Raw genomic sequence first — 22,747 nt, forward strand, 5'->3', positions numbered from 1 at the left:
CCAACCTGGCGAGAGTTCCTCACCAACCAGGCCCAGGGCATCATCGCCGTCGATTCCTTCCACCTCGACACCGCCCCGGACGCTGGCGCTACTCGAACACGGCACCCGACGCCTGCACATCGCCGGAGTCACCGCACACCCCACCCGTGAGTCTGTGGGCGAGTTCCAGCAACGGGGGGAGCATGAGGTTGCTCCATACCGCTGGGGGCCGTCGATGGCGTCGAAGTCGAGGTCTGATCTGTACGCGGCGATCCGCCGTGGCCATCGTGCCGGGCTGGGCAAGCGTGCTCTGATGCGCAAGTACGGGGTGGGACACCCCACGGTCCAGAAGGCGTTGGAGTCCGCGTGGCCGCAGCCGAGGAAGAAGCTCCCGCACCGGGCCCGCAACCAACGCCCTCCGGACGCCGACCAGCGGCCCATCACCATGCACGAGCTCGAAGGCCGCAGACTCCTACCCACCCACACCTGTGCCGCTCGGAAACTCATCGCCACTGTTCAGGGGTGAGCTTCCCTACGGTAGCGGAGACTGGCTGTCTGCTGTCGATACCAGTCGTATTGCTGCGCCGAAACCCGTCCAAGGAAGTGGAGTTGTTGGTCCTGCAGCACGAGAATGAGGTGCTGCGTCGACAGCTGCCACGGGTGCGATATGAGCCGGCGGACCGGTTGTGGCTCGCGGCGCTGTCTCGCCTGATACCTCGACACCGCTGGGGACAGGTCTTCGCGGTTGCACCCGCCACGATCCTGGCGTGGCACCACTCCCTGGTCGCGCGAAAGTGCGACTACAGCGAGCATCCTCGACGCCCGGGCCGACCCCCTACCAGGGTCGCGGTGAAGCGGCTCGTGCTGCGGCCGGCCCGGGAGAACAGCCGCTGGGGACACCGTCGGATCCAGGGCGAACTGGCCCGGCTGGGGTACCCGGTCGCGGCATCCACGGTTCGGGAAATCTTGAACGCAGCCGGCATTGCCCCGGCCCCGCGCCGCTCAGGGCCCACGTGGCGACAGTTCCTCCATGCTCAAGCAAGAGGGGTGATCGCCTGCGACTTCCTCCACGTGGACTGCGCCCTGACGTTGAAACGGATCTACATCCTGGTGTTCGTCGAGCACGAGACTCTGCGTCTGCACCTGGCCGAAGCAACTGCTCGTCCGACCGGAGGCTGGGTCACGCAGCAGGCGAGGAACCTGGCCGTCGAGCTGGACATCCGGATGGAGGGGCTGAGGTTTCTCATCCGGGACCGGGACGCGAAGTTCACCACTTCCTTCGACGCGGTCTTCGAAGCCGAGGATGTGGAAGTCCTCAAGTCCCCACCACGGGCGCCACGGGCGAATGCAGTCTGCGACCGCCTCGTCGGCACCCTCCGCAGAGAGCTGTTCGATCACGTTCTGGTCTATAACGTGGCCTCATCAACGAATACCAGCACGTCGCCTGAGCCTCATACGCTGCACAGCAAGTTCCGCTTGACCAGCAGCGATGAGTTTTCGAGCGGCACAAGTCCGTTGCGGCTTCCGGGAAACCGGTATTCCAAAACCGGGCGGTGGACGGACAGCGACAGAGTTCTGGGTGCGCATCGGCAACGCGTCAAAGCCGGTCCACGGCAACGACACGGTCAACTACCAGACGCGGCACTGTGGGTAGCAAACGAGCGACGGACGAGCAAGGTCAACGCCCCCGTCAGGCCCAGACCCAGGCCACCAAAATCCCGCGAGCGCCAGGCCAGTTGAGGCCCTCCGGAAATGACATTTAAGCAGATCAGGAGCGTCTGCGACGGTACGGCAGGATGAGCACTCGCGCTGCCGCGTCTTGTCTATCTGGTCGTCACCAACCTGTTCACCGCACTGCCATTGCTATCGATGAGCGACCCCGACAAGAACGCGGAAATCCTCGCGCTGCGCCACCAACTCACCGTCTTGGAGCGGCAGCTCGGCGCGGACCGGGTGAAGTTCACTGCGGAAGACCGAGCATCCCTTGCCACTCTGCTGGTGCCCCTGCCCCCGTCAGGTCCTGCGCCGGCTCCGGTTACTGGTCCGGCCCGACACCGTGCTGCGATGGCATCGCGACCCGATCAAAGGGCGCCACGCCCGTACATGCCGGCCGAAGAAGCCGGGCCGACCACCCGCGGTCCGCTCCATCCGCACGCTGGTCCGTGCCTGGTCCGTGAGAACCCGTGGTGGGCCCCGCAGGATGCACAGCGAACAAGCCACCCTGCGGATACGCACCGACCGCTACTGAAACGATCAGTAACTAGTCTGAAGTCCCACCACGACCCGAAGGCAGCACTGACGGCGGCCGCTGCCCAGGTCGGCGAGGTCAAGCAGTGGCTCAGGAGGCAACTGGGTTCGTGACGGGCGTTCCTTACCGCGGCGCGCTGGAGCGGACGGCCACGACCGCGCAAAGGGAAGCCCGCCCCCCCCTTTCGGCCGCCGTGACCCGGGTATTCCCGACCCTCGGATTCTCTGCTTAGCTGCTTATGCGACAGCCGCGTCGCGTCGTCGGCTGTCACTCGGTTTCGGGGGGTCGGCTGTGAAAGCCTCGGCAAGAACGTAACCTCGCCAACGCTCATCGTCGTTCTGCGTCAACTCAGTTACTCCACTTGGACGTTATGACGCGTGTACGACGTTTCGTCACGGCAGGTCTCCGTGTCTGCGCGTGAAGCATTCCGTCTGCAATTCATCGGGGCGCATCGGCACCGTCATAGGTGGCCCGGTGCCGAAAAACCCTGCCCTGTTTCCGCCGTTTGTGCGCCATCCGGCGCGCCCTCGGCATGCACTCCGCACGAAGGAGGGCTCCATATGCCTGCAAGCGAACCCCTGGACCTCGGGCAACTGAGGGAGGCTCTCGACCAGGCGGGCCATCCGTGGCAGATGGCCACGACCAGCATGACCATGCTCACCGAGGCACAGCGGCAAGTGCGGCTCGGTGTGCCCGTGGACGAAACTGAGCGTGCCGCCGTCGAGAGCGCGCACGAGAGCAACGTCGCGGCCGCCGAGCAGGCGACCGCCGAGTCCGTCGGTGCACCCGCCGCCTTCGACCTACGCAACATCGGCGGGCTGAACTACACGACGCCGGTGAAGAACCAGGGCAACTGCGGCTCCTGCGTGGCTTTCGGCACCGTCGCGACGATGGAACACGTCACCCGCTTCGGCTACCGGGCCCCGTATCTCCCGGTCGACCTCTCCGAGGCGCAGGCGTTCTACTGCTACGGCCGCGAGGCGGGCCGCAACTGCGCCAACGGCTGGTTCCCTGAGCCGCTGCACGATAAGGCCCGCGACTCGGGCATCACGATCGACGAGTACTTCCCGTACACGGCGGGCGACCAGGACTGTTCGAAGCTCAACACGGACTGGGCCAACCGTCTGGTGAAGGTGCGCTCCTGGCAGCAGGTGAACAACCCGGCTCTGATGAAGGAGAACATCGCCACCTACGGTTCCATCACGGCCTGTTTCTACGTCTACCAGGACTTCTACAGCTATTCGAGCGGCGTCTACCGGCACACGGCCGGCAACCTCCTCGGTGGCCACTGCGTGACTCTCGTCGGCTACGACGACGCGCAGTCCTGCTGGATCGCCAAGAACAGCTGGGGGCCCGGCTGGGGCGAGCAGGGCTTCTTCCGTATCGGGTACGGCGAGTGCGGCATCGAGAGCTGGCACAACGTCGCGGCTCTGGGCACCCTGATCCACAACTGGCTGCCCGACCAGCGAATCCTCGCGCTGTGGAGCAACGAGGTCGACGCCAACGTCTACGCGTACGCCGAACTGCGGGGCTGGCTGAGTCTCAACGGGGCGGTGGGCGCGACGGACGCGTCGATGCTCGCCGAACTCGCCGCGTCCAAGGCGAGCGGTGCCAAGGTCGGCATCTACGAGGACAACGGCACCGCCCAGCAGATCTACGCCTGGTGACACCGGCGAAGGGAGTGATCGGCATGAGCCCTCAGCAGAAGAGCGGGCAGGACAAACCGAAGCAAGAGGCACCCAGTACACAGAACGTCCGCTCTTCGGCCTCGCAGGACGAGGCGGGGCGGCCGGTACTGCTGCCTCCGGGTGTGGACGTCGGCCTGAGTGGCATCGCGATCACCGAGCCGGGCAAGCCGGCCAGTGATGTGATGGTCCAGCGGTTCGAGCAGTCGGCGGCCGGTGAGGCCCGGCCGACCCTGACGCCCGAACTCCAGGGCAGTCTTCAGGCATTCGCAGCGGCGCAGACTGCCGCCGCGATCACCGGGACCTGGACGCAGAACGCGGTGGTCGACGCCATGTGGAGCATCAACCAGACCCGCAACGTCTGGGTGCACATCAAGGGTGGGGCCTGGAAGAAGATCTACAACGCAAGCGACTGGTCGTTCACCGCGCTCACGACCCTGGCCGCCCAGTCCAGGCAGACGGGCAAGCCCATCTCCTTCCGCGAGGAGTCGGACGGCATGGTCCACGAGATCTACCTCTGGTAGCGCAATCCGTCTCGGGTAGCACATCCGTTGCACGGCATACGAGGGGGCCGCGTCCGGTCGCGCCGGACGTGGCCCCCTACCGGGTCACTCCACCGTGACCCGCAGGGCGTACTGCTCGGCCACGTCATCGCCCCACGGCTGCTTCAGGTGCAGCGCCAGGCGCCCGTCCCCGGCCTTGGTCGGGCGCACCCGCAGGACCCGGGTGCCGCCCCCGCCGGGCACGACCTCGCCGGGAGGCAGAAAGTCGCTGCCCGTCACCTCCAGACCTCCTTCGACGTCCTGGACCTGCCACTGATATCCGGTGGTGCCGTTCTCGGGCAGCCGTACGACGACGACGTCGCCGAGCCGCACCGTGACTTCACTGTCGCCCGCCGACAGGTGTATCTCACTCATGGGACCGCGCCTCCCGAGTTCCGGTCCTACCGGTGTACCTCCTGGCTGCGGGCAACGGCCAGCCGGAGCGTCACCAGTTCGAAAGGACGTGACGAGAGCTCGACCCGGTCGCCGCCGCGCTCGGGTTCCAGCCCGTCGGCGTGGAGCCGCTCCACCAGGCCCGTCAGGATGAGACTCGCGATCTCGAATTCGCACGCCGACCAGGACAGGCCCCCGTCGCGGCAGTTGACCCCGTCCGTCTGCGACCCCGGCTCCGTTACGAAGGACATCGAGATCCTCGCGCTGCGTCACCAGCTCGCCGTCCTGCAACGTCGGCTCGGCAACCAACGCCCCGGATTGCAGGCGGCCGACCACGCCTTCCTGGCCGCCCTCCTCGCCCCGCTGTCACGAACCGTGTGGGGCTCGTAAAGTCATCGCTGCAGGTGAGAGCCTGCGTGCCAGGCCCTCCGCAATGGCTGGGATGCTGCGCCTGTGATCATCTCGATGCCGTACGGGGCCACCCGGGCGCTGCTGTCCATACCCATGGTCCTGCTGCGCCGGGACACGGCCAAGGACGCCGAACTGCTGGTGCTGCAGCACGAAAACGCGGGCTGCGACGACAACTCAGCGGCCCGGCCCGCTACGAGCCCGCGGACCGGTTCTGGCAGGCTGCGCTGTCGTCGCTGATACCGCGCCGCTGCCGGAGCAGCGTCTTCACGGTCGGTAGCGATAAGTATCCGGATGGCACAGGCATCACGCCGGCCACCGCGGTCAGCGGGGCACCACCCGAGGAACACGGTCGTGCGGGTGGTGAGCGTGGCGACCGGGAGCGCGCACAGGAGCGCACGGCATCAACCCTCCCAATCTGTAACAACGTCAGCGGAACGCGTCACCCCTGACAGCTCCCACGGAAAGATAGGAGGGGCGAAGAGTTGGAGGTCCGTAATGGCCACCGACCGCCCGAAAGACTCACATCCGCCACGGCGCGACGACACGGCCGTCCGAGAGCCTCTCCCTGGCAACAGCCCCTCCCCAAGTGATGAATGGGGGCCTCTCCTTGGCAAGGAGGGTGGGAAGTCATAGCGGCCGCATGGGCACTGACGCCCTTCGTGCAAGCGGTGTCGCAAGCCTTCGGCACCCGTCTCGCGAACAGTGCCGGGCCGTGGACTCGCAGGGCTTTGCGGCGGTTCATTCGCGGGCAGATTCACGTCCACGCGCCAGTGGCGCGCTCCGGGCAATTGCCACCACAAAGCCTCGAACTCGCCACCGACACAGGCCTGAAAGTGAGTATCCATCCAGCTACTTCAGCGAAGGCCATTGCACAGTTGCCGGGCATCGACTTCGCACCACTACAGAGCCAACTCCACGCCGTCGGAGTGATCTTCTGGAATGGTCGACAGTGGTGCGCCCCAGAGAGCAACACCCCAAACCCAGTGGTTTGCGTGTGGGATTCTGAACAATCTCGTTGGGTCGACGCGTCAACTGGTTTACCAATTCTACCGAATGCAAACGAACCGTGATGAAAAGTGGCTACGCCTGACCGGTAACCGGATGCGCCACTACCAGCTCGCAGATCGTTTGGTAGACATGGCGAGCAGCGCCTGACCCTGCAGGAATTCGCAGGGTCTGCAGTTCGCTGAAGCTCCGTCTCTCCAGCCGGACTCTTCACCCTGCACCGCCAGACGACGTGGAGTTTGTGTCCAGCGGCTGGAGACAACGAGAACTGTTGTGCTACCTGCTCGAAGGGCCAAGCGCGGACCTCCTCCCGCAGGGCCATCCCCTCCTCGCCAGACAAGACTCGGCGATGGCGGGCGGCGCTCGGGCAACCATTGACTGATCACGTCAGCACGGCGTAGCAGCGTCTGCGAGTTCGCACGGGCACCACAACGTTGACCGATGTGATCGGCTCGTTCAGGCAGCTTGGAGTGCCCCGGAGGCGAGGAGGCGAGCACTCCAAGCAGGAGTTCACTGTCCGACTCGGGACGATGCCGGCCGGCTGATGTATTGATTAACGCCAGCCCCGCCCAGCCCTGCGCTTCTACGGGGCCGGACTGATGTACGGGCGACCCCAAGTCGGCCATCCGCTCTCCATCCGTGCACACGCTGTCGGCCGAGAGGACATCCGTTCACTCGGCGACGGCGAGATGTCCGGCTGTATAGTTTCCGCCACCCCAACTACTGCGTCGCAGAACCGTTCAGGCGGGCAGCACTGGTGTTCCGTGGTGCAGTGAATCGCCAAGTTCGGTGCGACATAGAACCTGCCGTCTGCTCCGCGCACCCGGGTTTCGGCTGACCCGAACCACATTTGGTGTCCAGAAACGGACCACCACGGACGACGGGCCGTTCAGTGCGGCAGAACCCGCAATGATGCACACCGCTGATCTGCTTGTCGTACCTGGCACTGAGGACTTTGGACACGTCCACCACACGACCGCCCACGGCTCCCGTCCGACCGTCGTGACCGAGCGCCAGCCAGCCGATGCCGGGAACGTCACTATCCGACTCGCCGTGGGAGTGATCGGTTAGGACGGGACCCTGTCACCGCCTCAACAGCGTCTACCGCGGGAGACGATCGAGAATTGTGTACGGGACATCGAGATAGAGAAGTGGCCGCAAATTTCCACTGAGTTTTGACGCGTCACTGTAATCACCTCTCTTCACGGAATAGATTCAACCCGTCCACCCGAAACCGTCCATGCGCTGAATTCTTCGATAGCATACGAAACAGCTTGCTTTATGCGGCACCTCGGGGGAGGAATTCGATCATGGGGGATATCCGGTTCCGCTTGGATCTAGTCGAGACAGACAATGACTGGGTGATCGTCTGCACGTCGCCGCTCGGAGGGGCGGCGACAAAAGTAAGAGCCCCGATGACGTCGGAGTCCCTGCACCTCGCCCTGTCCGACGTCGAGAAGGCGCTCATCCGCTCGGCCAGCCCAGTCATCACGCGCCGCGCCGCAGCAGTCGAACGCACGACCCGCGAATTCGGCGAGCTCCTCACGGATTCCGTGTTCACCGGCGACGTCCGGCTGCTCTTCGAGCAGTGCCGCAAGCAGGCGCGGGCACAGGGGGTGCCACTCAGGCTGCTCCTCGCCCCCACCGGCCCCAACCTCTCCCGCATTCCGTGGGAGTTCGCCGTTGACCCCGCGGCCCGCGACGCCTATCTCGCACTGCGCGTCCCCATGGTGCGCTCACCGCAGTTGATGGAGTCCGTGGAGCCCTATCCGCTCTCGCCGCCCCTGCGTGTGCTGGGCGTGATGGCTCGCCCATCCGACCGGCCCACACTGGACTCGGACCGCGAACGCGAGGAGATCACCCGAGCGTTGCAGGGAATGAGCACCGGTGTCTCCGTGGAATGGCTTGCCGGGGACAGGTGGAGCGATGTGGCTGCCGCCGTACGTGACCGCAGGCCGCACGTGCTGCACTTCGTTGGCCACGGAGGCTTCGACGAGGAGAGGGACTCGGGTTACATCGAACTGACCGCGGAGGACGGGGCGTCGCTGCACGTATCGGGCACCGATCTCGGCACACTCGTGCGCGAGATCCCGCAGCTCCGGCTCATCGTCCTCAACGCCTGCGAGTCGGCCACCTGCGGGGCGGAGGGGGTTTTCACCAGCACGGCCGCGCGCATCATCCACGAGGGCGTCCCCGCGGTGGTGGCCATGCAATTCGAGATCACCGATCCCGCCGCCCTCACATTCGCCTCCTCCTTCTACACGGGCATAGCGCAGGGCCTGCCGGTCGACCGCTCCATGACGCTGGCACGAGAGAGCGTCAAGATGACCCTGTCGGGAACGCTCGAGTGGGCCACGCCGGTCCTGTTCCTCGCCTCCAAGGATCCACGCCTGTTCAAGCTGCCGGAAGCGCCGCCACAGGACGTCGACCCTCAGGACCCATCTCCAGGCCCGATGCCGACTCCGCCGTCGTCCACTTCCTGGCCGGATGCTACGACGGGGCCGTCCCAGGTCCAGGACGTGCCCAACACGGTCCGTGCCAAAGTGACGGACTTTCTGCGGAAGCGCACCACCAGGCCTTCGGACCATCCCTGGCAGGACAGGAACCACGGACCCACGTTTACCCGACCTCCCGAAAGCGGCCCCAGCAGCGCACCCACCTTCGCACCGCCGCGACCCAGCGGCGAGCCGTCCGCGGCCCCGAACAGCGGGCCGGCCCCCGGAGAGCTCCGCAGGACCAAGTCGCTGTCCCCCCTGGGGGCCTGCTACCACGTGTCCCTGGGCCCGAGAAATCTCCTTGCGATGGCCCGCACCGACGGAAGCGTCCGCGTCGCTTCGTCCGCCACCGGCGATCTCGTGGCCGACTGCACGTTCCGACCCGGGAACAGGGCCTTCCAAGTGGCGTGGAGTCCCTGGCCGCGCAACGTGGCAAGCCTGCACGAGGACGGCAGCACCGTGGTGTGGGATGTGGCCACGGAGGTTCCGGTGCGGGTGCTTCCCGGCCGTCCCCGACAGATGCAGACCCTTGCCTTCAGCCCCGACGGCCGGTGGCTCGCTGTCGCCGGCAACGGCCGCTTGCACGTCTACGACTCGAACGGCTCCCGCGTACGCGATCTGCCATTGGATCCACTCGCCGAACGCACCTCTGCGACAAACGTGGGCGCCTTGAGCTTCTCCCCGGACGGCCGCCACCTCCTCGTCGGCACCGGTGAGGGTCTGCTGCGACAACTCGACGTCTACGGGCGGCTGATCAGGACGTGGCCTCACCCCCAGCCCGTCGCCGGACTGGCAGCGACCGGAAGCCGCGTCGCGACCGGAGGCCCGGACGGCCGCATCTGCTTGTGGGGCTGGGACGGGCAGCTGCTGTTGCGCATCCGCCGGGCGGCATCGGTGCGCCGACTTGCCCTCTCCCACGACAACACGCTGCTGGCGGCTGCATCCGACGACGGCTCGCTGTCCTTGTGGAACAGCTCTGGTCAGTGCACCGCGCAGGGCTGGGCCTACGGGCCGCCCGCCGGTATCGGTGTGCTCTCAGGAGGGACAGGACTCATGACCTGCACCGTGGAGGGCGTCGTGGAGCAGTGGCCGCTGACCCCTGAAGTCCCGGCCCCGCCAGGGGGGCTGCAGACATGACGGAAGTCGAGATCTTCTGGCCGGCGTCCCTACCTCCCGACGCCGCGTTTGACACCGAGGCGGCACTTCGATCGGCGGGGATCGGTGCCGTGTGCCGCTCCCAGGCCCTCCGCCGTGGCGCCGAGAGCTATGTCCTCCTCATGCTCGCCACCCCGGCGCTGCACTCCTTCCTAAGCGCTGTCTTCGAACGTCTCGGCAACGAGGCCTGCGACAAACTGCGCGAGTGTGTTCACCGGCTTCTGGGGCGCGGGCAGACAGCGACGGCCGTGCCCAAGAGCGTGGTGATCCAGTCGGTCCGCACAAACACGGGGTTCGTCTTCACCGGCGAGCTTCCGGAGGAGGCCTTCCGTCAGGCGATAGCGCTCGATCCGGGCACCGAGCCAGGACGGTGGCTCTGGCAGCCGCAGCAGGGAACCTGGCAACTGCACACGGACCATTACGAGGCGCAATCCGAAGATCGGACAACAACATGAGCAATCCGCAGCAGGGCCCCGACCCCAACAGCGACTGGGGCAGCAACCCTTGGGTGGGCGGCACGCCGCACGGCCCCCAGCAGCCACCACCCCATCCAGGTCCACCTCCGCCGCCCGGAGGAGGGAACCCCTTCATTCCCACTCCGCCTCCGAATGCCGGTCCCAAGCAGACCCGCACCTACATGCTCCCGGCCGTTTTGGTGACCCTCTTCTGCTTCCTGCCGACCGGGATCGCCGCGATCGTCTTCGCCACGCAGGTAACGTCGAAGCTCAACGCTTACGACTACGGCGGCGCCCAAGTCGCTTCGAACAGGGCGAAAACGCTGTGCATCGTGAGCGCAGCCATTGGTGTCGTCGTGTTGCTCATCATCATCGTGTCGAGCGCCTCGGGTGGCTCGTCAGAGTATTGATGACGCTGAAGCCCCTTTCTCGCAACTGCGTCGAAGCGTGGTCCTGCGCCGCGGTGCTGGCTGCTGTGTCCGTGCTGGTGACGGTCGTGGACCCCCATCAGCCGGGCCATTACCCGGCCTGTCCCTTTCGCGTGATCACAGGCTGGTCGTGTCCCGGCTGCGGCAGTCTGCGGGCGCTTCACGATCTGACATCGGGCAACTTTCCGGCTGCACTGAACCACAACGCGGCATTGGTGATTGTCTTGCTCTTCGCTGTCCCTCTGTGGCTACGCGGTCTGCGTCGTCGAGACAGCCCCCGACGCCCCGTCCCCTCGGGGAGGGCGGCTCTAGTTCTCGTCTCGCTGCTGCTGTGGACAGTCGCACGGAACCTGCCCTCCCTGCGGGCCCTACTGGCCGCGCCCTGACCTCAACTCCGTCAAGAGCCTTGAGACGGCGAGGGGTGACGTCCCTCAAACCTTCCGCACCCACCTCTCGGCCGTCTGACACGAGGACCGCCCTCCCCCCTCCCTGTTGAGCTCAACTGTTCGCTGCTGCTTGCCCAATACAGCAATGCGATACAAACCCGCCGCCCGGTTGTGGGTCGCCTCCCTTGTACCACTCGAAAAGCGCTGCTTCAGATCATGCGGCGAATCTGTCTTCGTTGACGAGCCGGGGCTGCTGCACGAGCTGAAGCACGGACACCCTGCCCTTGCCGATCACCACATCCGCCCTGGCGTGAGGCCGTGCACGGGTTGATCACGGTCAGTCGGAATCGTGTCCTGGTGAGGTTGATGATCAACGCGGCCTGATGGTCCACCGTGCTGCGACCGGCCCACCTGGGTGTGGCGAACGCGTTCGCGATGCTGCGCCCGCTACCGATGAGCGACCGGGCGTTCTTGGCGGCGCTGCTGCACCGGCTGCCACTGGACGTGCTGCGCAGTCTGCGGCTGCCGGGTCGGCCGGACACAGTGCCGCGTTGGCACCGTGGCTAGGTCGCGCGCCACCATGCGGCCCCGCCCCGACCGAAGACGCCGTCGTGTCCCGGCAGGCCCGGTCCGCAGCCACCCATGACGACGACACGGCCGACTCCGACCGGAGTGGGCCTCCTGGAGACACGTATCAGCGCGGGCTGAGCACCTGCGCCGGCAAACCCTGACCGGCTAGGAGCGGACAGTGACCGCGCGCCATCTCGAACGCCGAGCACCTGTTCCGACGCGACCACTGACACCCGGCCAGGATCCACGGGCGGTGACGGACATTGAGCGGCCCCTCACACACCGATACGAACCCGGGCACCCGGACGACCTCAGTAGGCGAGGCTCGTGTTGTGCTTTCGGATGAGCCGCAGCGCCTCCTCGCGGTCACGGGTATCGAGGGCGTCCACGAGGTCGCGGTGGAGTTCGTGGCGTTCGGCGATGTATTCGGCGAGCGGCTGCTCGCTCGCGGGCAGTACGGCGAGGGTGTGTGCCTCGATCAGGTCGAGCAGGTTCTTGTAGAGGGATCGCAGCAGCGGGTTCGGGCTGATGGCGGCAATCCGGGCGTGCAGCTGCCAGTTGGCATGGACGAAGGCGACCGGGTCGGCCGCGCTGACCGCCTCAGCCATGGCTTCGATCTGTTCGCGCAGGCTCGCGATGTCGGCGGGCGAGGCATGCCACAGGGCGTCCTCGATCAGCAGCGGGTCCAGCGCATCGCGGATACGTACGGCGTCCGCGACGTCCGTCTCCTGAGCGTCGAGCGCGAGGACGGAGTTGCCGAGGCGCACCATGGGGGACTGCTCGGCGACGAAGATCCCGCCTCCGGGCCCCGGGCGCACGGTCACAAGGCCGCGTGACTGGAGCAGCCGCAGCGACTCGTTGAAAGTCCCGACGGAGACCGCGCACTGGTTACGCAGCGACTCCTTGGTTCCGAGCCTGGCACCCGGCTGTGCGGCCTCGGCGAGCACGGCCATACGCTGCGCCGCCTGCTCGGCCCGGCTGGACGCGCTCGTGCGTGCGGTTCCGCGTGCGGTGCTCAAGGCTCTCCTTCGAGGGTTCCAGTTAATTCATTATGAAGGTTACCCCCGACCCCCTCTTGACGTCATTCGAACCCCGGCCCCAACATCGACGTAATCATCATGCTGAATTGCACGCCAGCAAGGTGAACCCCATGACACCGACGAGGAGCGCCACATGCGTATCGCCAATCTCACCGGCCGACTGGCCCTGATCACCGACGACCAAAAGCGGGCCGTCGACGTCGAAGAGGCCAGCGGCGGGCGCTTCGGCTCCGACCCGCAGGCCGTCTACGAACGCTGGGCGGAGTTTCGCGCGTGGGCCGACACGGCCGAGTTGTCGGCGGGGCGCCCCTTCGAGGCCACCGACCTCGGTTCCCCCGCCCCCGCCCCACGCCAGCTGCTCGCCATCGGGCTCAACTACCGGGATCACGCCTCCGAGTCCGGCTTCCAGGCACCCAAGGGACTGCCGCCTGTCTTCACGAAGTTCGCCACCAGCATCTCCGGTCCGGTCTCCGAGGTCGCGCTGCCGCCCGAGGGGCACACCGACTGGGAGGTGGAACTGGTGGCGGTAATCGGCGCCCGGGCCGAGCGCATCGCCGAGGCGGATGCCTGGTCGCACGTCGCCGGACTCGCGGCCGGTCAGGACATCTCCGAGCGGGTCTCTCAACTGGCAGGCCCTGCCCCGCAGTTCAGTCTCGGCAAGTCCTTCCCCGGGTTCGCGCCGATCGGGCCGTGGCTGGTCACCCCGGACGAGTTCGACAACCCGGACGACCTCGAGCTGATGTGCTCCATCAACGGCGAAGAGGTCCAGAAGGGCCGCACCCGTGACCTGATCTTCAGCATTCCCGCGCTGATCGCGAAGCTGTCCGCCGTGCTGCCGCTGCTGCCCGGCGACGTCATCTTCACCGGCACCCCAGCCGGCGTCGGTCTGGGCCGCGAACCGCAGCGCTGGCTGGCCCCCGGCGACGTCCTGGTCTCATCCATCGAAGGCATCGGCGAGCTGCGCCAGACCTTCAACGGCTGACCCGCCCGCCCTCGGCAATGGAACCGGACAAAGGAGTCCCGTCATGGCACTGCACCGCCTGACCTCCATCACCATGGGGGTTCCCGACGTCGCCGAAACCGCCGCCTATTACGCGGACTTCGGCCTCTCACCCGAAGGCGACGGCTGGTTCTCGACCCGCGACGGCGGCCGTCAGCTGCGGATCGTACACGCCGCCACCCGCCGCCTGGTCGAGGTGCGCATAGGCGTCGACGATCCGGACGACCTGGCCTCCGCGGCGTTCCATCTGGAGCGCATCGGCGTCACCAGTGACCGGCAGGGCAGCGCCCTGACCGCGTACGACAAGGCCACCGCGGTCCGCGCCGTCCTCGAAGTCGCCCCGAGGCCCACCCAGTCCACCGTCGCGGCCACGCCCTACAACGGCCCGGGGCGCGTGGAGCGCACCGGATCGCGCGCCCCCGGCATCCTGCGCGCCGACGCCGTACGGCCGCGCAAGCTCGGCCACGCGGTCGTCGGCACCACCGACTTCGAGGGGACCACCGCGTTCTTCCGCGACGGCCTCGGCTTCAAGGCCAGTGACTACATCAAGGACGCGGGCGCCTTCTTGCGCTGTTCCACCGACCACCACAACATCCTCGTGCTGAACGCCCCGGTCGCCTTCCTGCACCACACCTCCTGGCAGGTCGACGACGTCGACGACGTGGGGCGCGGCGCCACCGCCATGCTGGAGGGTCACCCCGAGCGGCACATCTGGGGCCTGGGCCGCCACCACGCCGGGTCGAATTTCTTCTGGTACCTCAAGGATCCGGCCGGGAACTTCTCCGAGTACTACTCCGACATGGACTGCGTCGTCGACGACCAGCTGTGGACGCCCGAAGTCCTCGAAGGCGCCAAGGGCTTGTTCAACTGGGGTCCGCCGCCGCCCCCGTCGTTCCTGCACCCCGAGGACCTCGGCGCGCTGATGACCGGCACGCACAGCGCGGAGCGGTGACCCGGTGACCCACGAGACACCCCGCATCCACGACGTGGCGGTGGTCGGCTTCGGGCCCGTGGGCCAGTTGCTGTCCCTGCTGCTGGCCCGCGCCGGACACGACATCCTCGTGCTCGAACGCTGGCCCGAGCCGTACGACCTGCCGCGCGCCGTGCACTTCGACGACGAGATCGGCCGGATCTTCCAGGCCGCCGGCGTGGGCGAGCAGGTCCGGGCGGTCACCGAGCCGGTGCCCGACCACTACGAGTGGCGCAACCGCGACGGTGACGCCCTGGTCCGTATCGACTGGTCGGGCGACGGCCCCTCCGGCTGGCCGGTCGCCAACTTCTTCTCCCAGCCCGACCTGGAAGCCGTCCTCACGGCGGCGGCCGCGGCACAGCCCGGCATCACCCTGCACCGCGGCCAGGAGGTCACCGATCTCCAAGAGACCGATGAGCACGTCGAGTTGACCACCGGAACGGGAGCGCAGTTTCGCGCCCGCTATGTCATCGGGGCCGACGGCGCCAACAGCTTCGTCCGCTCCCGGATGACCACGGATGTCACCGACCTGGGCTTCTTCTACGACTGGCTCATCGTCGACGTCATCCCTCAGGACACCGACACCGTCTGGTCGCCGATGAACTGGCAGCTGTGCGACCCGAAGCGACCTACGACGATCGTCTCGGGCGGTCCCGGTCGGCGCCGCTGGGAGTTCATGCGCCTGCCCGGCGAAAGCGTCATGGACCTCAACTCCCTCGCCACCGCATGGGAATTGCTGAAGCCCTGGGGCCGTACTCCCGACAACACCACCATCGAGCGGCACGCCGTCTACACCTTCCAGGCCCGCTGGGCCGACACCTGGCGCGAAGGACGACTGCTGCTCGCTGGGGACGCCGCGCACCAGATGCCACCGTTCGCCGGACAGGGCATGTGCTCCGGCCTGCGCGACGCGATGAACCTCGCCTGGAAGCTCGGCCTGGTGCTCGGCGGCACCGCGTCTCCCACCCTCCTGGACACCTACACCAGCGAACGCCGTGACCACGTCCAGCACGCCATCGGCATGTCGATGGCGCTGGGCCGGGTCATCTGTGTCCCCGACGAGGCCGAAGCCGCCGAGCGCGACGCCCGCATGATCGCCGCCGACGCGGATCCCGCACGCGCACTGCCGGACACACCCCCGCCCGTCCTGGGCGACGGCGTCCTGCAACGCAGCCACGACGGAGACACACCCGCCTCGGACGTCGGGCACCTCACCTCTCAGCACCGCGTCACCCACCGGGGCCGGACCGCGCCATTGGACGACATCACCGGCGGCGGCTTCGTCGTCCTGGCCGACGGCGAAGCGGCTTGCTCCGAACTCGACACCGACGATCGGGAGTTCCTCGACCGGATCGGCGCGACACTTCTCACACTGCACACCCCGAGCACACCCGGCGCGGAATACGTCGACACGGACAACGCCTATCTGCCGCACCTGCGCGACCACGGCCACGTCGCGGCCGTCGTCCGCCCGGACTTCTACCTCTTCGGCGCAGCCGCGACACCCAGCGAACTGAATGACCTGGTCGGCCAGTTGAGGGAGCAGGTACGCACTGCACCGCCCGGCACGACACGCCTGCCTCCCGTTTCGCGCAAGCCCCTCGAAGCCTCCGGAAGCTGACCCGGCCGGCCCGCGCTCTCACACCTGGACACGTACAAGCTCGTGGAACACGCACAAGGAAGACGCACATGGACAAGACCGTGGGCTCCGCCGAGGAGGCCGTGGCCGACATCGACGACGAAGTGCCCCTCGCCGTGGGGGGATTCGGCCTCTGCGACGTACCCGAGACGCTGATCCGGGCATTGCACACCAAGGGATCCCGCGCCCTGGAAGTCGTCTCCAACAATTACGGCGTGGACAGTCGCGGCCTCTGCATTCTGCTCACCGCCGGACGCATCGCCCGTGTCACGGGCTCGTACGTGGGAGAGAACAAAGAGTTCGCCCGCCAGTACCTCAGCGGCGAACTGGAGGTCGAGCTCACCCCACAAGACCCCCTCGCCGAACGCCTGCGGGCCGGCGGTTGAACGCAACTGGCGACCGGTGAACATCGACGGGCCGCTGGGGGAGTTGGTCGAGCACACGCTCAGCTACAACCCAATAGACCGACCCACACTTCAGGAAGTCATCGGCTCCTTGAGGGAGCTGCTCTGAGCGGAGTGGCGATCTTCCAGTGGGTCCCTGCCGTCGTCCCCCGGTGCGGCAGGGGCCCCGTCGCGCTGGTTCGAGGAACGCGACCGGGTCGGAAAGCCACACAAGGAGGGTGTGCATCCAATGCCTCACTCGCCGGGGCAGGCAGCCAGTGAGGCCCCCGTTCGATCTCTCCACCCCATGTGACGACACGCGTTGGGACCCGTCGCGTGAATAGCCCACGAATCGCCTGTCGGGGTGGGTGCGCAGACCATGGTTGACAGACTTGCGGTATCAGGACTGCTGTGGACGGCTCAGCATCCGTCGGCCGGCTCGATGACCGACTCAACCGCAACGGGCGTGGGGATGGGGCCCTGCCCTCTCCACGGCCGCCTCCACCCCCCCGCTGCGTGCCTACGACTTGGCGGGCTTCCCTGTCGCCTTCGCCGAAGCGCAGTCACGCCCCTTGGATGTCTCGGCGCCGGCCCAGATGTGCACCTTCTGGTTCTCCGCGAGGTTCTTGCCCCTGTAGTCCTTGTAGCACCCGGTCGGCTTGCTGTATCCCCAGGGTCGCGCACTCCAGGTCGGACTCTGCACCGTGCTCGCCGCTGTCCGCACACCACGCATGAACTCAATCATGGAACGCTGGGTTCGCAGCCTGCGCCGTGAACTCCTCGAATGCGCCCTGCTCTGGAACGAAGCCCACCTGCGGCGAGCGCTCCACGAGTACGAACAGCACCACAACCATCACCGCACCCACCGCACACTGCAGCCTGCCGCGCCATTTCACGCCGTCCGCGAACCGCTCGAACCAGCACAGATCGAGCGTCTTCACATACGCCGACGCGACCGTCTCGGCGGCGTGCTACACGAGTACCAACATGCTTCCTGACCTGCAAGTGCGTAATTATCGGCACGCACAGGTCCGCGGGCGTCTCAGGCCAGGCCCGCGGCGATGGCACGGCGGACGGCGTCGGCGCGGTCGCGGATGTCGGCCTTGGCGAACAGGTTGTTGATGTGGGTCTTGACCGTGGCCTCGCTGATGAACAGCTTCTCGGCGATGGCGCGATTGGGCAGGCCCTGGCCGATGAGCGTCAGGACCTCGCGCTCGCGCGGTGTGATGTCCGCGGGCAGCGACCGGGTGGCGGCCGGTGCGGTGGTGCGTACCGTGGCCAGGAGCCGGTCCTGGACCTCGCGGTCGAGGACGGACTGACCGGCGGCGGCCGCGCGGATCGCCCGGAGGATGTCCTGTCGCCCGGCGTTCTTGGTCAGGTACCCGCGGGCTCCGGCGCTCAGGGCGGCCAGGATGGATTCGTCGTCGGCGAAGGTGGTCAGCACGACCACCGCCACACCGGGGTGTTCCTCGCTCAGCCTGCGGGTGGCCTCGATGCCGTCCATCTGAGGCATCCGCAGGTCCATCAGCACCACGTCGACCGGCCCGGCCGCCACCGCGGCCAGCACCTCGGTGCCGTTGGCCGCGGCCAAGATCACGTCGATGTCCTCGGACAGGGCGAGCACCGCGGCGAGAGGCTCACGGACGGCGGCCTGGTCGTCGGCGACGATCACTCTCAACCGGCTCTGCTGATCGGCCTGTTCACTCATCGGGGATCACTCTCATCGGGGATCACTCTCATCCGGGATCACTGCCTCCACCTGCCAGCCGCCTGCATCCGGTCCTTCCGGCACCGGTCCCGCTGCAAGGGTGCCATCCAGCAGGGCGACCCGTTCGCGCATCCCGATCAGTCCCATCCCGCTGCCGAGTCCCGCGGTCACTTCACGGGTGGCCGGCCCGTTGCGGACCGTCAGCGTCGTCGACGCCTCCGCGAACGTCAGCCGCACCGCGACGGCCGCGCCGGGGGCGTGCCGCCCGGCGTTGGTCAGGGCCTCCTGCGCGATCCGCAGCAGATTCTGGGTGCCGCGCGCCGAGAGCGGCCGGACGGAGCCGATGACCGTGAGCGCATCCCGGTGGCCGGACGACTCCAGCATCGCGGTCAGGGTCGCGACCAGCGGCAGTGCGTCCTCGCGCAGCGCGTGCACCGTCCACTGCGCCTGCTTGAGGCTCTCCTTGACCATGCTGTGGGCCTTGTGGTTCGCCTCGCGGACCTTGTCCAGGTCGCCGGTGTCCAACAGCGCGTCGGCGAGCTCCAGTTGCATGTTGATCCCCGCCAGCGAGTGCGCCAGCACGTCGTGCACGTCCCGGGCGATCCGGCTGCGCTCGGTCAGCGCGGCGGTCCGGGCCTCGGCTCGTGCGGCACGCTCGGAGGACTCGGCCGCAGCGATCACCGCCTCCAGCGCGCGCTGCTTGCTCCGGCTGAGGATGCCCGCCACCACAGGAAGGCCCGTCGTGAGTCCCAGGCCCCATGCCAACTGGTGGTGCCCCGGGCCGAAGTGGAAGTGGAGCACCACGGCGCACAGGAGACTGCTGGACGCGGCCAGCGGGAGGGACCACTTGAGCGGGAAGCGGTAGCCGATGTGGCCGACGAGGAAGTAGGCGAACAGATAGCTGGAGCCGGTGCGGCTGACCCCGATCAACGCGGCGGACGCGACGACACCCAGTGACATCCCTACGAGGACGACGCGCGGGGAGAACCTGGCTTCGGGCAGCTGACGGACCAGCAGCGCCGCCGAGCACAGCACGAGAAGCGCGGCGACCGCGAGGCCCCGGCCGCTGAGGCCGAGGGGGCGGACCGTCAGGAAGCTGCTGGCGATGACCACGAGCGTGACGGCCCAGTGCATCCTGGGATCTCTGCGGGGAACCGCCGGGTGCCCGGACTCCGGGACGGGCGCGGAGTCCGGACGGCTCTCAGGTACTGGCACGGCGCGACGATAACCCACGATCAGACGCTGCGATCGACGCTCAGGGCAGGACGCGTCTCCGGCGCCGGCCGCCCGGCCACCATGCGGCCGCGTACGAAGATGGTGGCCAGCCGGGTGACGACCTCGGTGAGGGCCATGAGGACGAACGCGGCGACCCACGCCTGGTCGCTGGTGATCTGGTGGGTGATGCTGAAGCGGGCGACGTCGTCGCCGCCGCCGTGCTCGGTCCACAGCTGGAATCCCATGCGCGCGCCCATCCCGATCACCCAGAGCGCCGCCGAGACCGCGCCGGCCTTGATCAGGACGTGCTCCCCGGAGACCCGGACCCTGGTGTAGACGCCGCCGGCGATGCCGAGTACGGCGCCCGTGGCCACCAGGGTGCCGATCAGCACCAGGTCGTTGCCTCCGGTCGGTACGGATTCGAGGTACTGGTGGGCCACGAAGGCCACGATCCCCAGCGGGATGAGGAAGGTCCGCCAGTCCAGTCGGCCCTCCCGCAACTGCCGGAAGACGACAAGGAGGAGAGCGATGTCGGTGATCCACTCGGTCGTAGTCATGCCCATAAGACTGCTGCGGCGGGGCCTCGACCACCTGGACCCATGGGTGGACCTCCGGGTGGACATCGGTCGGCCGGAGGTGGAACCCCCACGGTGTCCGTCAGCGGGACGGCGCGGTTACTGCACCGCGCCGTCCGGAATGCACACGTACCCCTGGCCCCATGCGTTCCGTTCCACGTGGCTGGGTTCCGTGGAGCCGAGGCAGAAGAGCCATGCCTCGCGGTAGGACGGGTTCGTCAGGATCAGCTCCTGCTCGTCCTCATCGGCGCGGACAAGGCTGTCGTACGCCTCGTTGGACAGGACGACCGTGCCGGTGCCCGGCTCGGGGCCGGCGGCCGGAGCCGGGGTGGAGCAGGCGACGGAGGCGGCCAGGGCCAGGAGGAGGGCGCCGGTGGCGGAGCGGATGTGCATCTGGGAGTTCTCCCTGTTTCGACGACGACGGGACATCGCCTGCTCAACCCCGAACTCCCGGCTTGGTCACGCTCCGGACCACCGGGTGGCCTGAAGAAGGCACCCCACGAAGTCGCCTGCTGTGCCTGCCGCTTCACGTACGTGACTGCGATCATGCCGGCGGAGAAGACGAGCGGCACGACCGCCCCACCTGAAGCGACAGCGGCGAGCGGGGACTGTCCGAGAGCGGCAAGACCGATCCCGGAGGTGAGCCCGACGATGACGGAGATCAGAGCGACGACCACTACGTGGTGCACGCGGTGGTCGCAGGTGGAAGTGGTTGCGGACACGAAAGGCCCTCCACGGCATCGTCAGAACGCCGTCACGGACACCGGGGCAGGAGTCGTCCCGCTGCCGGGGCCGTGTCACGACGTCGCCGCCCGATGGGCGTCGCCACAGGAGAGCGCCGGCCAGGCGCCCCTATAGGTACTCTGCCGCCGCGCCTCGACGGTTCGCCGTCCGCACCGATGCACCGTGCCTTTCAAGGGTCTCGTCAACTGCGTACACGCTAACCAACGCCACTGACATCCGGCCGAGTTGCCGGGACATCCCCAGGACCCACGACGGCCCCGGGCAGTGCCCATCGCATGGCCCCGCCCTGCATGGCCCCGCCCTACGCGCTGGCGCCGAGCCGCACCCCAGACCTTCATCTGGTCCACGACAACCGACGCCGCCTACCTGCGGAAGGTGCACGGGCGCATGATCCGGATCGGCCGTGAGGCGTTACGGTGCCTGCTCGCCCGCCGCGGCATCACCTTCCAGCGCACCAAGACGTGGAAGGAGTCACCCGACCCGGAGCGGGACGCCAAGCTCGACCGGATCGAGCACGTGCTCGACCGCTTCCCCGACCGGGTCTTCGCGTTCGACGAGTTCGGGCCCCTCGGCATCCGGCCCACCGGCGGGTCGTGCTGGGCCGAGCAGGGCCGGCCCGAGAGGCATCCAGCGGCCTATCACCGCACTCACGTCGTCCGGTACTTCCACGGCTGCTACTCGATCGGCGACGACAAGCTCTGGGGCGTCAACCGCCGCAGGAAGGGCGCCGACAACACGCTGGCCGCCCTCCGGTCGATCCGCGCGGCCCGCCCGGACGGCGCCCCGATCCACGTCATCCTGGACAACCTGTCCGCCCACAAGGGCGAGACGATCCGGCACTGGGCGCGGAGGAACCGGGTCGAGTTGTGCTTCACCCCGACCTACGCGTCCTGGGCCAATCCGATCGAGGCCCACTTCGGGCCTCTGCGGCAGTTCACCATCGCCAACTCCAACCACCGCAACCACACGGTCCAGACCCGGGCCCTGCACACCTACCTGCGCCGGCGCAACAAGAACGCCCGCCACCCCGACGTGCTCGCCGCCCAGCGCCGCGAGCGGGCCCGGATCCGCAGCGAGAAGGGCATCCGATGGGGCGGACGCCCCCTCGCCTCCGCGGCCTGAGGAACCCGGCGAACCTCATCCGGTCACAGGATCAGCCGGCGTAGGGGTTACCGCCGAGCCACGTGGTGCCGTCGATCAGTTCGCGTGCCGCGTCCAAGTGGCCACTGTGACACGAGACTTCGGTGAGCACGTGGATCAGAATGCGCCGCACATCAGGCAGTCGCCAGGTCGGCCAGAACTCCACAGGCCAAGCAGCCGGCTCCTGGTCGAGCGCGGTGGCGGCGAGCACGGCGTCCGCGGCCGTGATGGCTGCCCGGTAATCGGCGAAGACCTGCTCGGCGCTCATCCCCTCGGGCACGTACCAGTGCGCCTCCGCGCCCGCAGTGAGCTGTCCGGCCACATCCGGATCGCCCGCGATCACCCCGCGGAACCAGAAGCATTCGACATCCACAGTGAGATGACGCAGCAACGCCAGACAGCTCCAGCCACTGGGCAGGACCGGCCGCCGCAGATCCTCCTCCGACAGCCCTTCGAGAACTCCGATGACGTGATTGCGCTGGTGGTCAAGAGCATTCTTGAGGGCGTCGAGTTCGGCGTCCACCGCACGGTACGCAGATCGGCGAGGCGTTCCAGCGCCCCCGCCAGCTGTCTCTCCCAGC

Annotated in this window: 22 protein-coding genes and 3 pseudogenes; 16 read left to right on the forward strand and 9 right to left on the reverse strand. The window is 67.7% G+C overall.

The window, feature by feature from the left end; all coding sequences use genetic code 11:
• The first annotated feature begins 828 nt into the window (after window positions 1-828).
• From ACOKM3_RS07335 to ACOKM3_RS07345, 3 genes are all read left to right on the forward strand, one after another.
• Window positions 829-1,719 carry a hypothetical protein gene (locus ACOKM3_RS07335; RefSeq protein ID WP_426898135.1) on the forward strand — a complete coding sequence of 297 codons (891 nt, stop codon included), beginning with the start codon at window positions 829-831 and terminating at the stop codon, window positions 1,717-1,719.
• A gap of 1,068 nt (window positions 1,720-2,787) precedes the next feature.
• On the forward strand, window positions 2,788-3,894 hold the full coding sequence (locus ACOKM3_RS07340; protein ID WP_426898137.1) for a C1 family peptidase: 1,107 nt from the start codon (window positions 2,788-2,790) through the stop codon (window positions 3,892-3,894).
• Window positions 3,895-3,917: 23 nt separating this feature from the next.
• Window positions 3,918-4,436, forward strand: coding sequence for a hypothetical protein (locus ACOKM3_RS07345; RefSeq protein WP_426898139.1), 519 nt, complete (start codon window positions 3,918-3,920; stop codon window positions 4,434-4,436).
• 84 nt (window positions 4,437-4,520) lie between these two features.
• On the opposite strand, the gene ACOKM3_RS07350 is transcribed toward ACOKM3_RS07345, so the two are convergent.
• The gene (locus ACOKM3_RS07350; protein ID WP_426898141.1) at window positions 4,521-4,829 is read right to left on the reverse strand and encodes a protease inhibitor I42 family protein; all 309 of its coding nucleotides are present in this window, start codon (window positions 4,827-4,829) and stop codon (window positions 4,521-4,523) included.
• A gap of 168 nt (window positions 4,830-4,997) precedes the next feature.
• Here ACOKM3_RS07350 and ACOKM3_RS07355 point away from each other — a divergent pair, with 168 nt between their 5' ends.
• Window positions 4,998-5,237 (forward strand): hypothetical protein, encoded by a 240-nt coding sequence (locus ACOKM3_RS07355; protein WP_426898143.1) that lies wholly within the window; start codon window positions 4,998-5,000, stop codon window positions 5,235-5,237.
• 63 nt (window positions 5,238-5,300) lie between these two features.
• A complete protein-coding gene (locus ACOKM3_RS07360) occupies window positions 5,301-5,495 on the forward strand; it encodes a hypothetical protein (protein ID WP_426898145.1) in 195 nt (64 codons plus the stop codon).
• Between the two features lie 1,351 nt (window positions 5,496-6,846).
• Here ACOKM3_RS07360 and ACOKM3_RS42545 read toward each other — a convergent pair.
• Window positions 6,847-7,116 (reverse strand): annotated as a pseudogene (locus ACOKM3_RS42545) (DUF7919 family protein); the annotation flags it as partial.
• Window positions 7,117-7,678: 562 nt separating this feature from the next.
• On the opposite strand from ACOKM3_RS42545, the gene ACOKM3_RS07365 reads away from it, so the two are divergent.
• The 5 genes from ACOKM3_RS07365 (at window position 7,679) to ACOKM3_RS07385 (ending at window position 11,749) form a co-directional block, all read left to right on the forward strand.
• Entirely contained in the window at window positions 7,679-9,895 is a 2,217-nt protein-coding gene (locus ACOKM3_RS07365; protein ID WP_426898147.1) for a CHAT domain-containing protein, read from the forward strand.
• Complete coding sequence (locus tag ACOKM3_RS07370) at window positions 9,892-10,368, forward strand: hypothetical protein (protein ID WP_426898148.1); 477 nt, start codon at window positions 9,892-9,894, stop codon at window positions 10,366-10,368. Before ACOKM3_RS07365 ends, ACOKM3_RS07370 begins: the two co-directional genes overlap by 4 nt.
• A complete protein-coding gene (locus ACOKM3_RS07375) occupies window positions 10,365-10,778 on the forward strand; it encodes a CD225/dispanin family protein (protein WP_426898150.1) in 414 nt (137 codons plus the stop codon). Before ACOKM3_RS07370 ends, ACOKM3_RS07375 begins: the two co-directional genes overlap by 4 nt.
• Complete coding sequence (locus tag ACOKM3_RS07380) at window positions 10,778-11,182, forward strand: DUF2752 domain-containing protein (protein WP_426898152.1); 405 nt, start codon at window positions 10,778-10,780, stop codon at window positions 11,180-11,182. Before ACOKM3_RS07375 ends, ACOKM3_RS07380 begins: the two co-directional genes overlap by 1 nt.
• 393 nt (window positions 11,183-11,575) lie before the next feature.
• Entirely contained in the window at window positions 11,576-11,749 is a 174-nt protein-coding gene (locus ACOKM3_RS07385; RefSeq protein WP_426898154.1) for a hypothetical protein, read from the forward strand.
• Window positions 11,750-12,063: 314 nt separating this feature from the next.
• Here the strand turns inward: ACOKM3_RS07385 and ACOKM3_RS07390 are convergent, their stop codons facing one another.
• Window positions 12,064-12,771, reverse strand: coding sequence for a FadR/GntR family transcriptional regulator (locus ACOKM3_RS07390; RefSeq protein ID WP_426898156.1), 708 nt, complete (start codon window positions 12,769-12,771; stop codon window positions 12,064-12,066).
• A 154-nt stretch (window positions 12,772-12,925) separates the two neighbouring features.
• Between ACOKM3_RS07390 and ACOKM3_RS07395 the strand changes: the two genes are divergently transcribed.
• From ACOKM3_RS07395 to ACOKM3_RS07410, 4 genes and pseudogenes are all read left to right on the forward strand, one after another.
• A complete protein-coding gene (locus ACOKM3_RS07395; protein WP_426898158.1) occupies window positions 12,926-13,774 on the forward strand; it encodes a fumarylacetoacetate hydrolase family protein in 849 nt (282 codons plus the stop codon).
• A gap of 43 nt (window positions 13,775-13,817) precedes the next feature.
• Complete coding sequence (locus ACOKM3_RS07400) at window positions 13,818-14,744, forward strand: VOC family protein (protein WP_426898160.1); 927 nt, start codon at window positions 13,818-13,820, stop codon at window positions 14,742-14,744.
• Window positions 14,745-14,748: 4 nt separating this feature from the next.
• Window positions 14,749-16,383, forward strand: a complete 1,635-nt coding sequence (gene mhpA, locus ACOKM3_RS07405) for a bifunctional 3-(3-hydroxy-phenyl)propionate/3-hydroxycinnamic acid hydroxylase MhpA (protein ID WP_426898162.1) — start codon at window positions 14,749-14,751, stop codon at window positions 16,381-16,383.
• A 68-nt stretch (window positions 16,384-16,451) separates the two neighbouring features.
• Window positions 16,452-16,784, forward strand: a pseudogene (locus ACOKM3_RS07410) (CoA transferase subunit A); the annotation flags it as partial.
• Between the two features lie 520 nt (window positions 16,785-17,304).
• On the opposite strand, the gene ACOKM3_RS07415 reads toward ACOKM3_RS07410, so the two are convergent.
• Window positions 17,305-17,517 carry a hypothetical protein gene (locus tag ACOKM3_RS07415; protein WP_426898164.1) on the reverse strand — a complete coding sequence of 71 codons (213 nt, stop codon included), beginning with the start codon at window positions 17,515-17,517 and terminating at the stop codon, window positions 17,305-17,307.
• 10 nt (window positions 17,518-17,527) lie between these two features.
• On the opposite strand from ACOKM3_RS07415, the gene ACOKM3_RS07420 reads away from it, so the two are divergent.
• Complete coding sequence (locus tag ACOKM3_RS07420) at window positions 17,528-17,782, forward strand: hypothetical protein (RefSeq protein ID WP_426898166.1); 255 nt, start codon at window positions 17,528-17,530, stop codon at window positions 17,780-17,782.
• 44 nt (window positions 17,783-17,826) lie between these two features.
• Here ACOKM3_RS07420 and ACOKM3_RS07425 read toward each other — a convergent pair whose 3' ends face one another.
• From ACOKM3_RS07425 to ACOKM3_RS07440, 4 genes are all read right to left on the reverse strand, one after another.
• Complete coding sequence (locus tag ACOKM3_RS07425) at window positions 17,827-18,492, reverse strand: response regulator transcription factor (protein WP_426898168.1); 666 nt, start codon at window positions 18,490-18,492, stop codon at window positions 17,827-17,829.
• A 12-nt stretch (window positions 18,493-18,504) separates the two neighbouring features.
• Window positions 18,505-19,626 carry a sensor histidine kinase gene (locus ACOKM3_RS07430; protein ID WP_426898170.1) on the reverse strand — a complete coding sequence of 374 codons (1,122 nt, stop codon included), beginning with the start codon at window positions 19,624-19,626 and terminating at the stop codon, window positions 18,505-18,507.
• A gap of 101 nt (window positions 19,627-19,727) precedes the next feature.
• A complete protein-coding gene (locus tag ACOKM3_RS07435; RefSeq protein WP_426898172.1) occupies window positions 19,728-20,264 on the reverse strand; it encodes a hypothetical protein in 537 nt (178 codons plus the stop codon).
• Window positions 20,265-20,381: 117 nt separating this feature from the next.
• Window positions 20,382-20,675 carry a hypothetical protein gene (locus ACOKM3_RS07440; protein ID WP_426898174.1) on the reverse strand — a complete coding sequence of 98 codons (294 nt, stop codon included), beginning with the start codon at window positions 20,673-20,675 and terminating at the stop codon, window positions 20,382-20,384.
• A 708-nt stretch (window positions 20,676-21,383) separates the two neighbouring features.
• Here ACOKM3_RS07440 and ACOKM3_RS07445 point away from each other — a divergent pair.
• Window positions 21,384-22,148, forward strand: a pseudogene (locus tag ACOKM3_RS07445) (IS630 family transposase); the annotation flags it as partial.
• 31 nt (window positions 22,149-22,179) lie between these two features.
• Here the strand turns inward: ACOKM3_RS07445 and ACOKM3_RS07450 are convergent.
• Complete coding sequence (locus ACOKM3_RS07450) at window positions 22,180-22,689, reverse strand: DinB family protein (protein ID WP_426898176.1); 510 nt, start codon at window positions 22,687-22,689, stop codon at window positions 22,180-22,182.
• Window positions 22,690-22,747 lie beyond the last annotated feature (58 nt).

Source organism: Streptomyces nidicola (genome assembly GCF_050106155.1).
In the GTDB taxonomy this organism is placed as follows: domain Bacteria; phylum Actinomycetota; class Actinomycetes; order Streptomycetales; family Streptomycetaceae; genus Streptomyces.

Coding starts and splice junctions, on each gene's coding strand:
- ACOKM3_RS07365 (WP_426898147.1), top strand. CDS start 7,679: ATGACGTCGGAGTCCCTGCACCTCGCCCTGTCCGACGTCGAGAAGGCG.
- ACOKM3_RS07415 (WP_426898164.1), bottom strand. CDS start 17,517: ATGCGTGGTGTGCGGACAGCGGCGAGCACGGTGCAGAGTCCGACCTGG.
- ACOKM3_RS07355 (WP_426898143.1), top strand. CDS start 4,998: ATGAGACTCGCGATCTCGAATTCGCACGCCGACCAGGACAGGCCCCCG.
- ACOKM3_RS07345 (WP_426898139.1), top strand. CDS start 3,918: ATGAGCCCTCAGCAGAAGAGCGGGCAGGACAAACCGAAGCAAGAGGCA.
- ACOKM3_RS07380 (WP_426898152.1), top strand. CDS start 10,778: ATGACGCTGAAGCCCCTTTCTCGCAACTGCGTCGAAGCGTGGTCCTGC.
- ACOKM3_RS07425 (WP_426898168.1), bottom strand. CDS start 18,492: ATGAGTGAACAGGCCGATCAGCAGAGCCGGTTGAGAGTGATCGTCGCC.
- ACOKM3_RS07400 (WP_426898160.1), top strand. CDS start 13,818: ATGGCACTGCACCGCCTGACCTCCATCACCATGGGGGTTCCCGACGTC.
- ACOKM3_RS07375 (WP_426898150.1), top strand. CDS start 10,365: ATGAGCAATCCGCAGCAGGGCCCCGACCCCAACAGCGACTGGGGCAGC.
- ACOKM3_RS07395 (WP_426898158.1), top strand. CDS start 12,926: ATGCGTATCGCCAATCTCACCGGCCGACTGGCCCTGATCACCGACGAC.
- ACOKM3_RS07340 (WP_426898137.1), top strand. CDS start 2,788: ATGCCTGCAAGCGAACCCCTGGACCTCGGGCAACTGAGGGAGGCTCTC.
- ACOKM3_RS07370 (WP_426898148.1), top strand. CDS start 9,892: ATGACGGAAGTCGAGATCTTCTGGCCGGCGTCCCTACCTCCCGACGCC.
- ACOKM3_RS07420 (WP_426898166.1), top strand. CDS start 17,528: ATGGAACGCTGGGTTCGCAGCCTGCGCCGTGAACTCCTCGAATGCGCC.
- ACOKM3_RS07440 (WP_426898174.1), bottom strand. CDS start 20,675: ATGCACATCCGCTCCGCCACCGGCGCCCTCCTCCTGGCCCTGGCCGCC.
- ACOKM3_RS07435 (WP_426898172.1), bottom strand. CDS start 20,264: ATGACTACGACCGAGTGGATCACCGACATCGCTCTCCTCCTTGTCGTC.
- ACOKM3_RS07350 (WP_426898141.1), bottom strand. CDS start 4,829: ATGAGTGAGATACACCTGTCGGCGGGCGACAGTGAAGTCACGGTGCGG.
- ACOKM3_RS07430 (WP_426898170.1), bottom strand. CDS start 19,626: ATGCACTGGGCCGTCACGCTCGTGGTCATCGCCAGCAGCTTCCTGACG.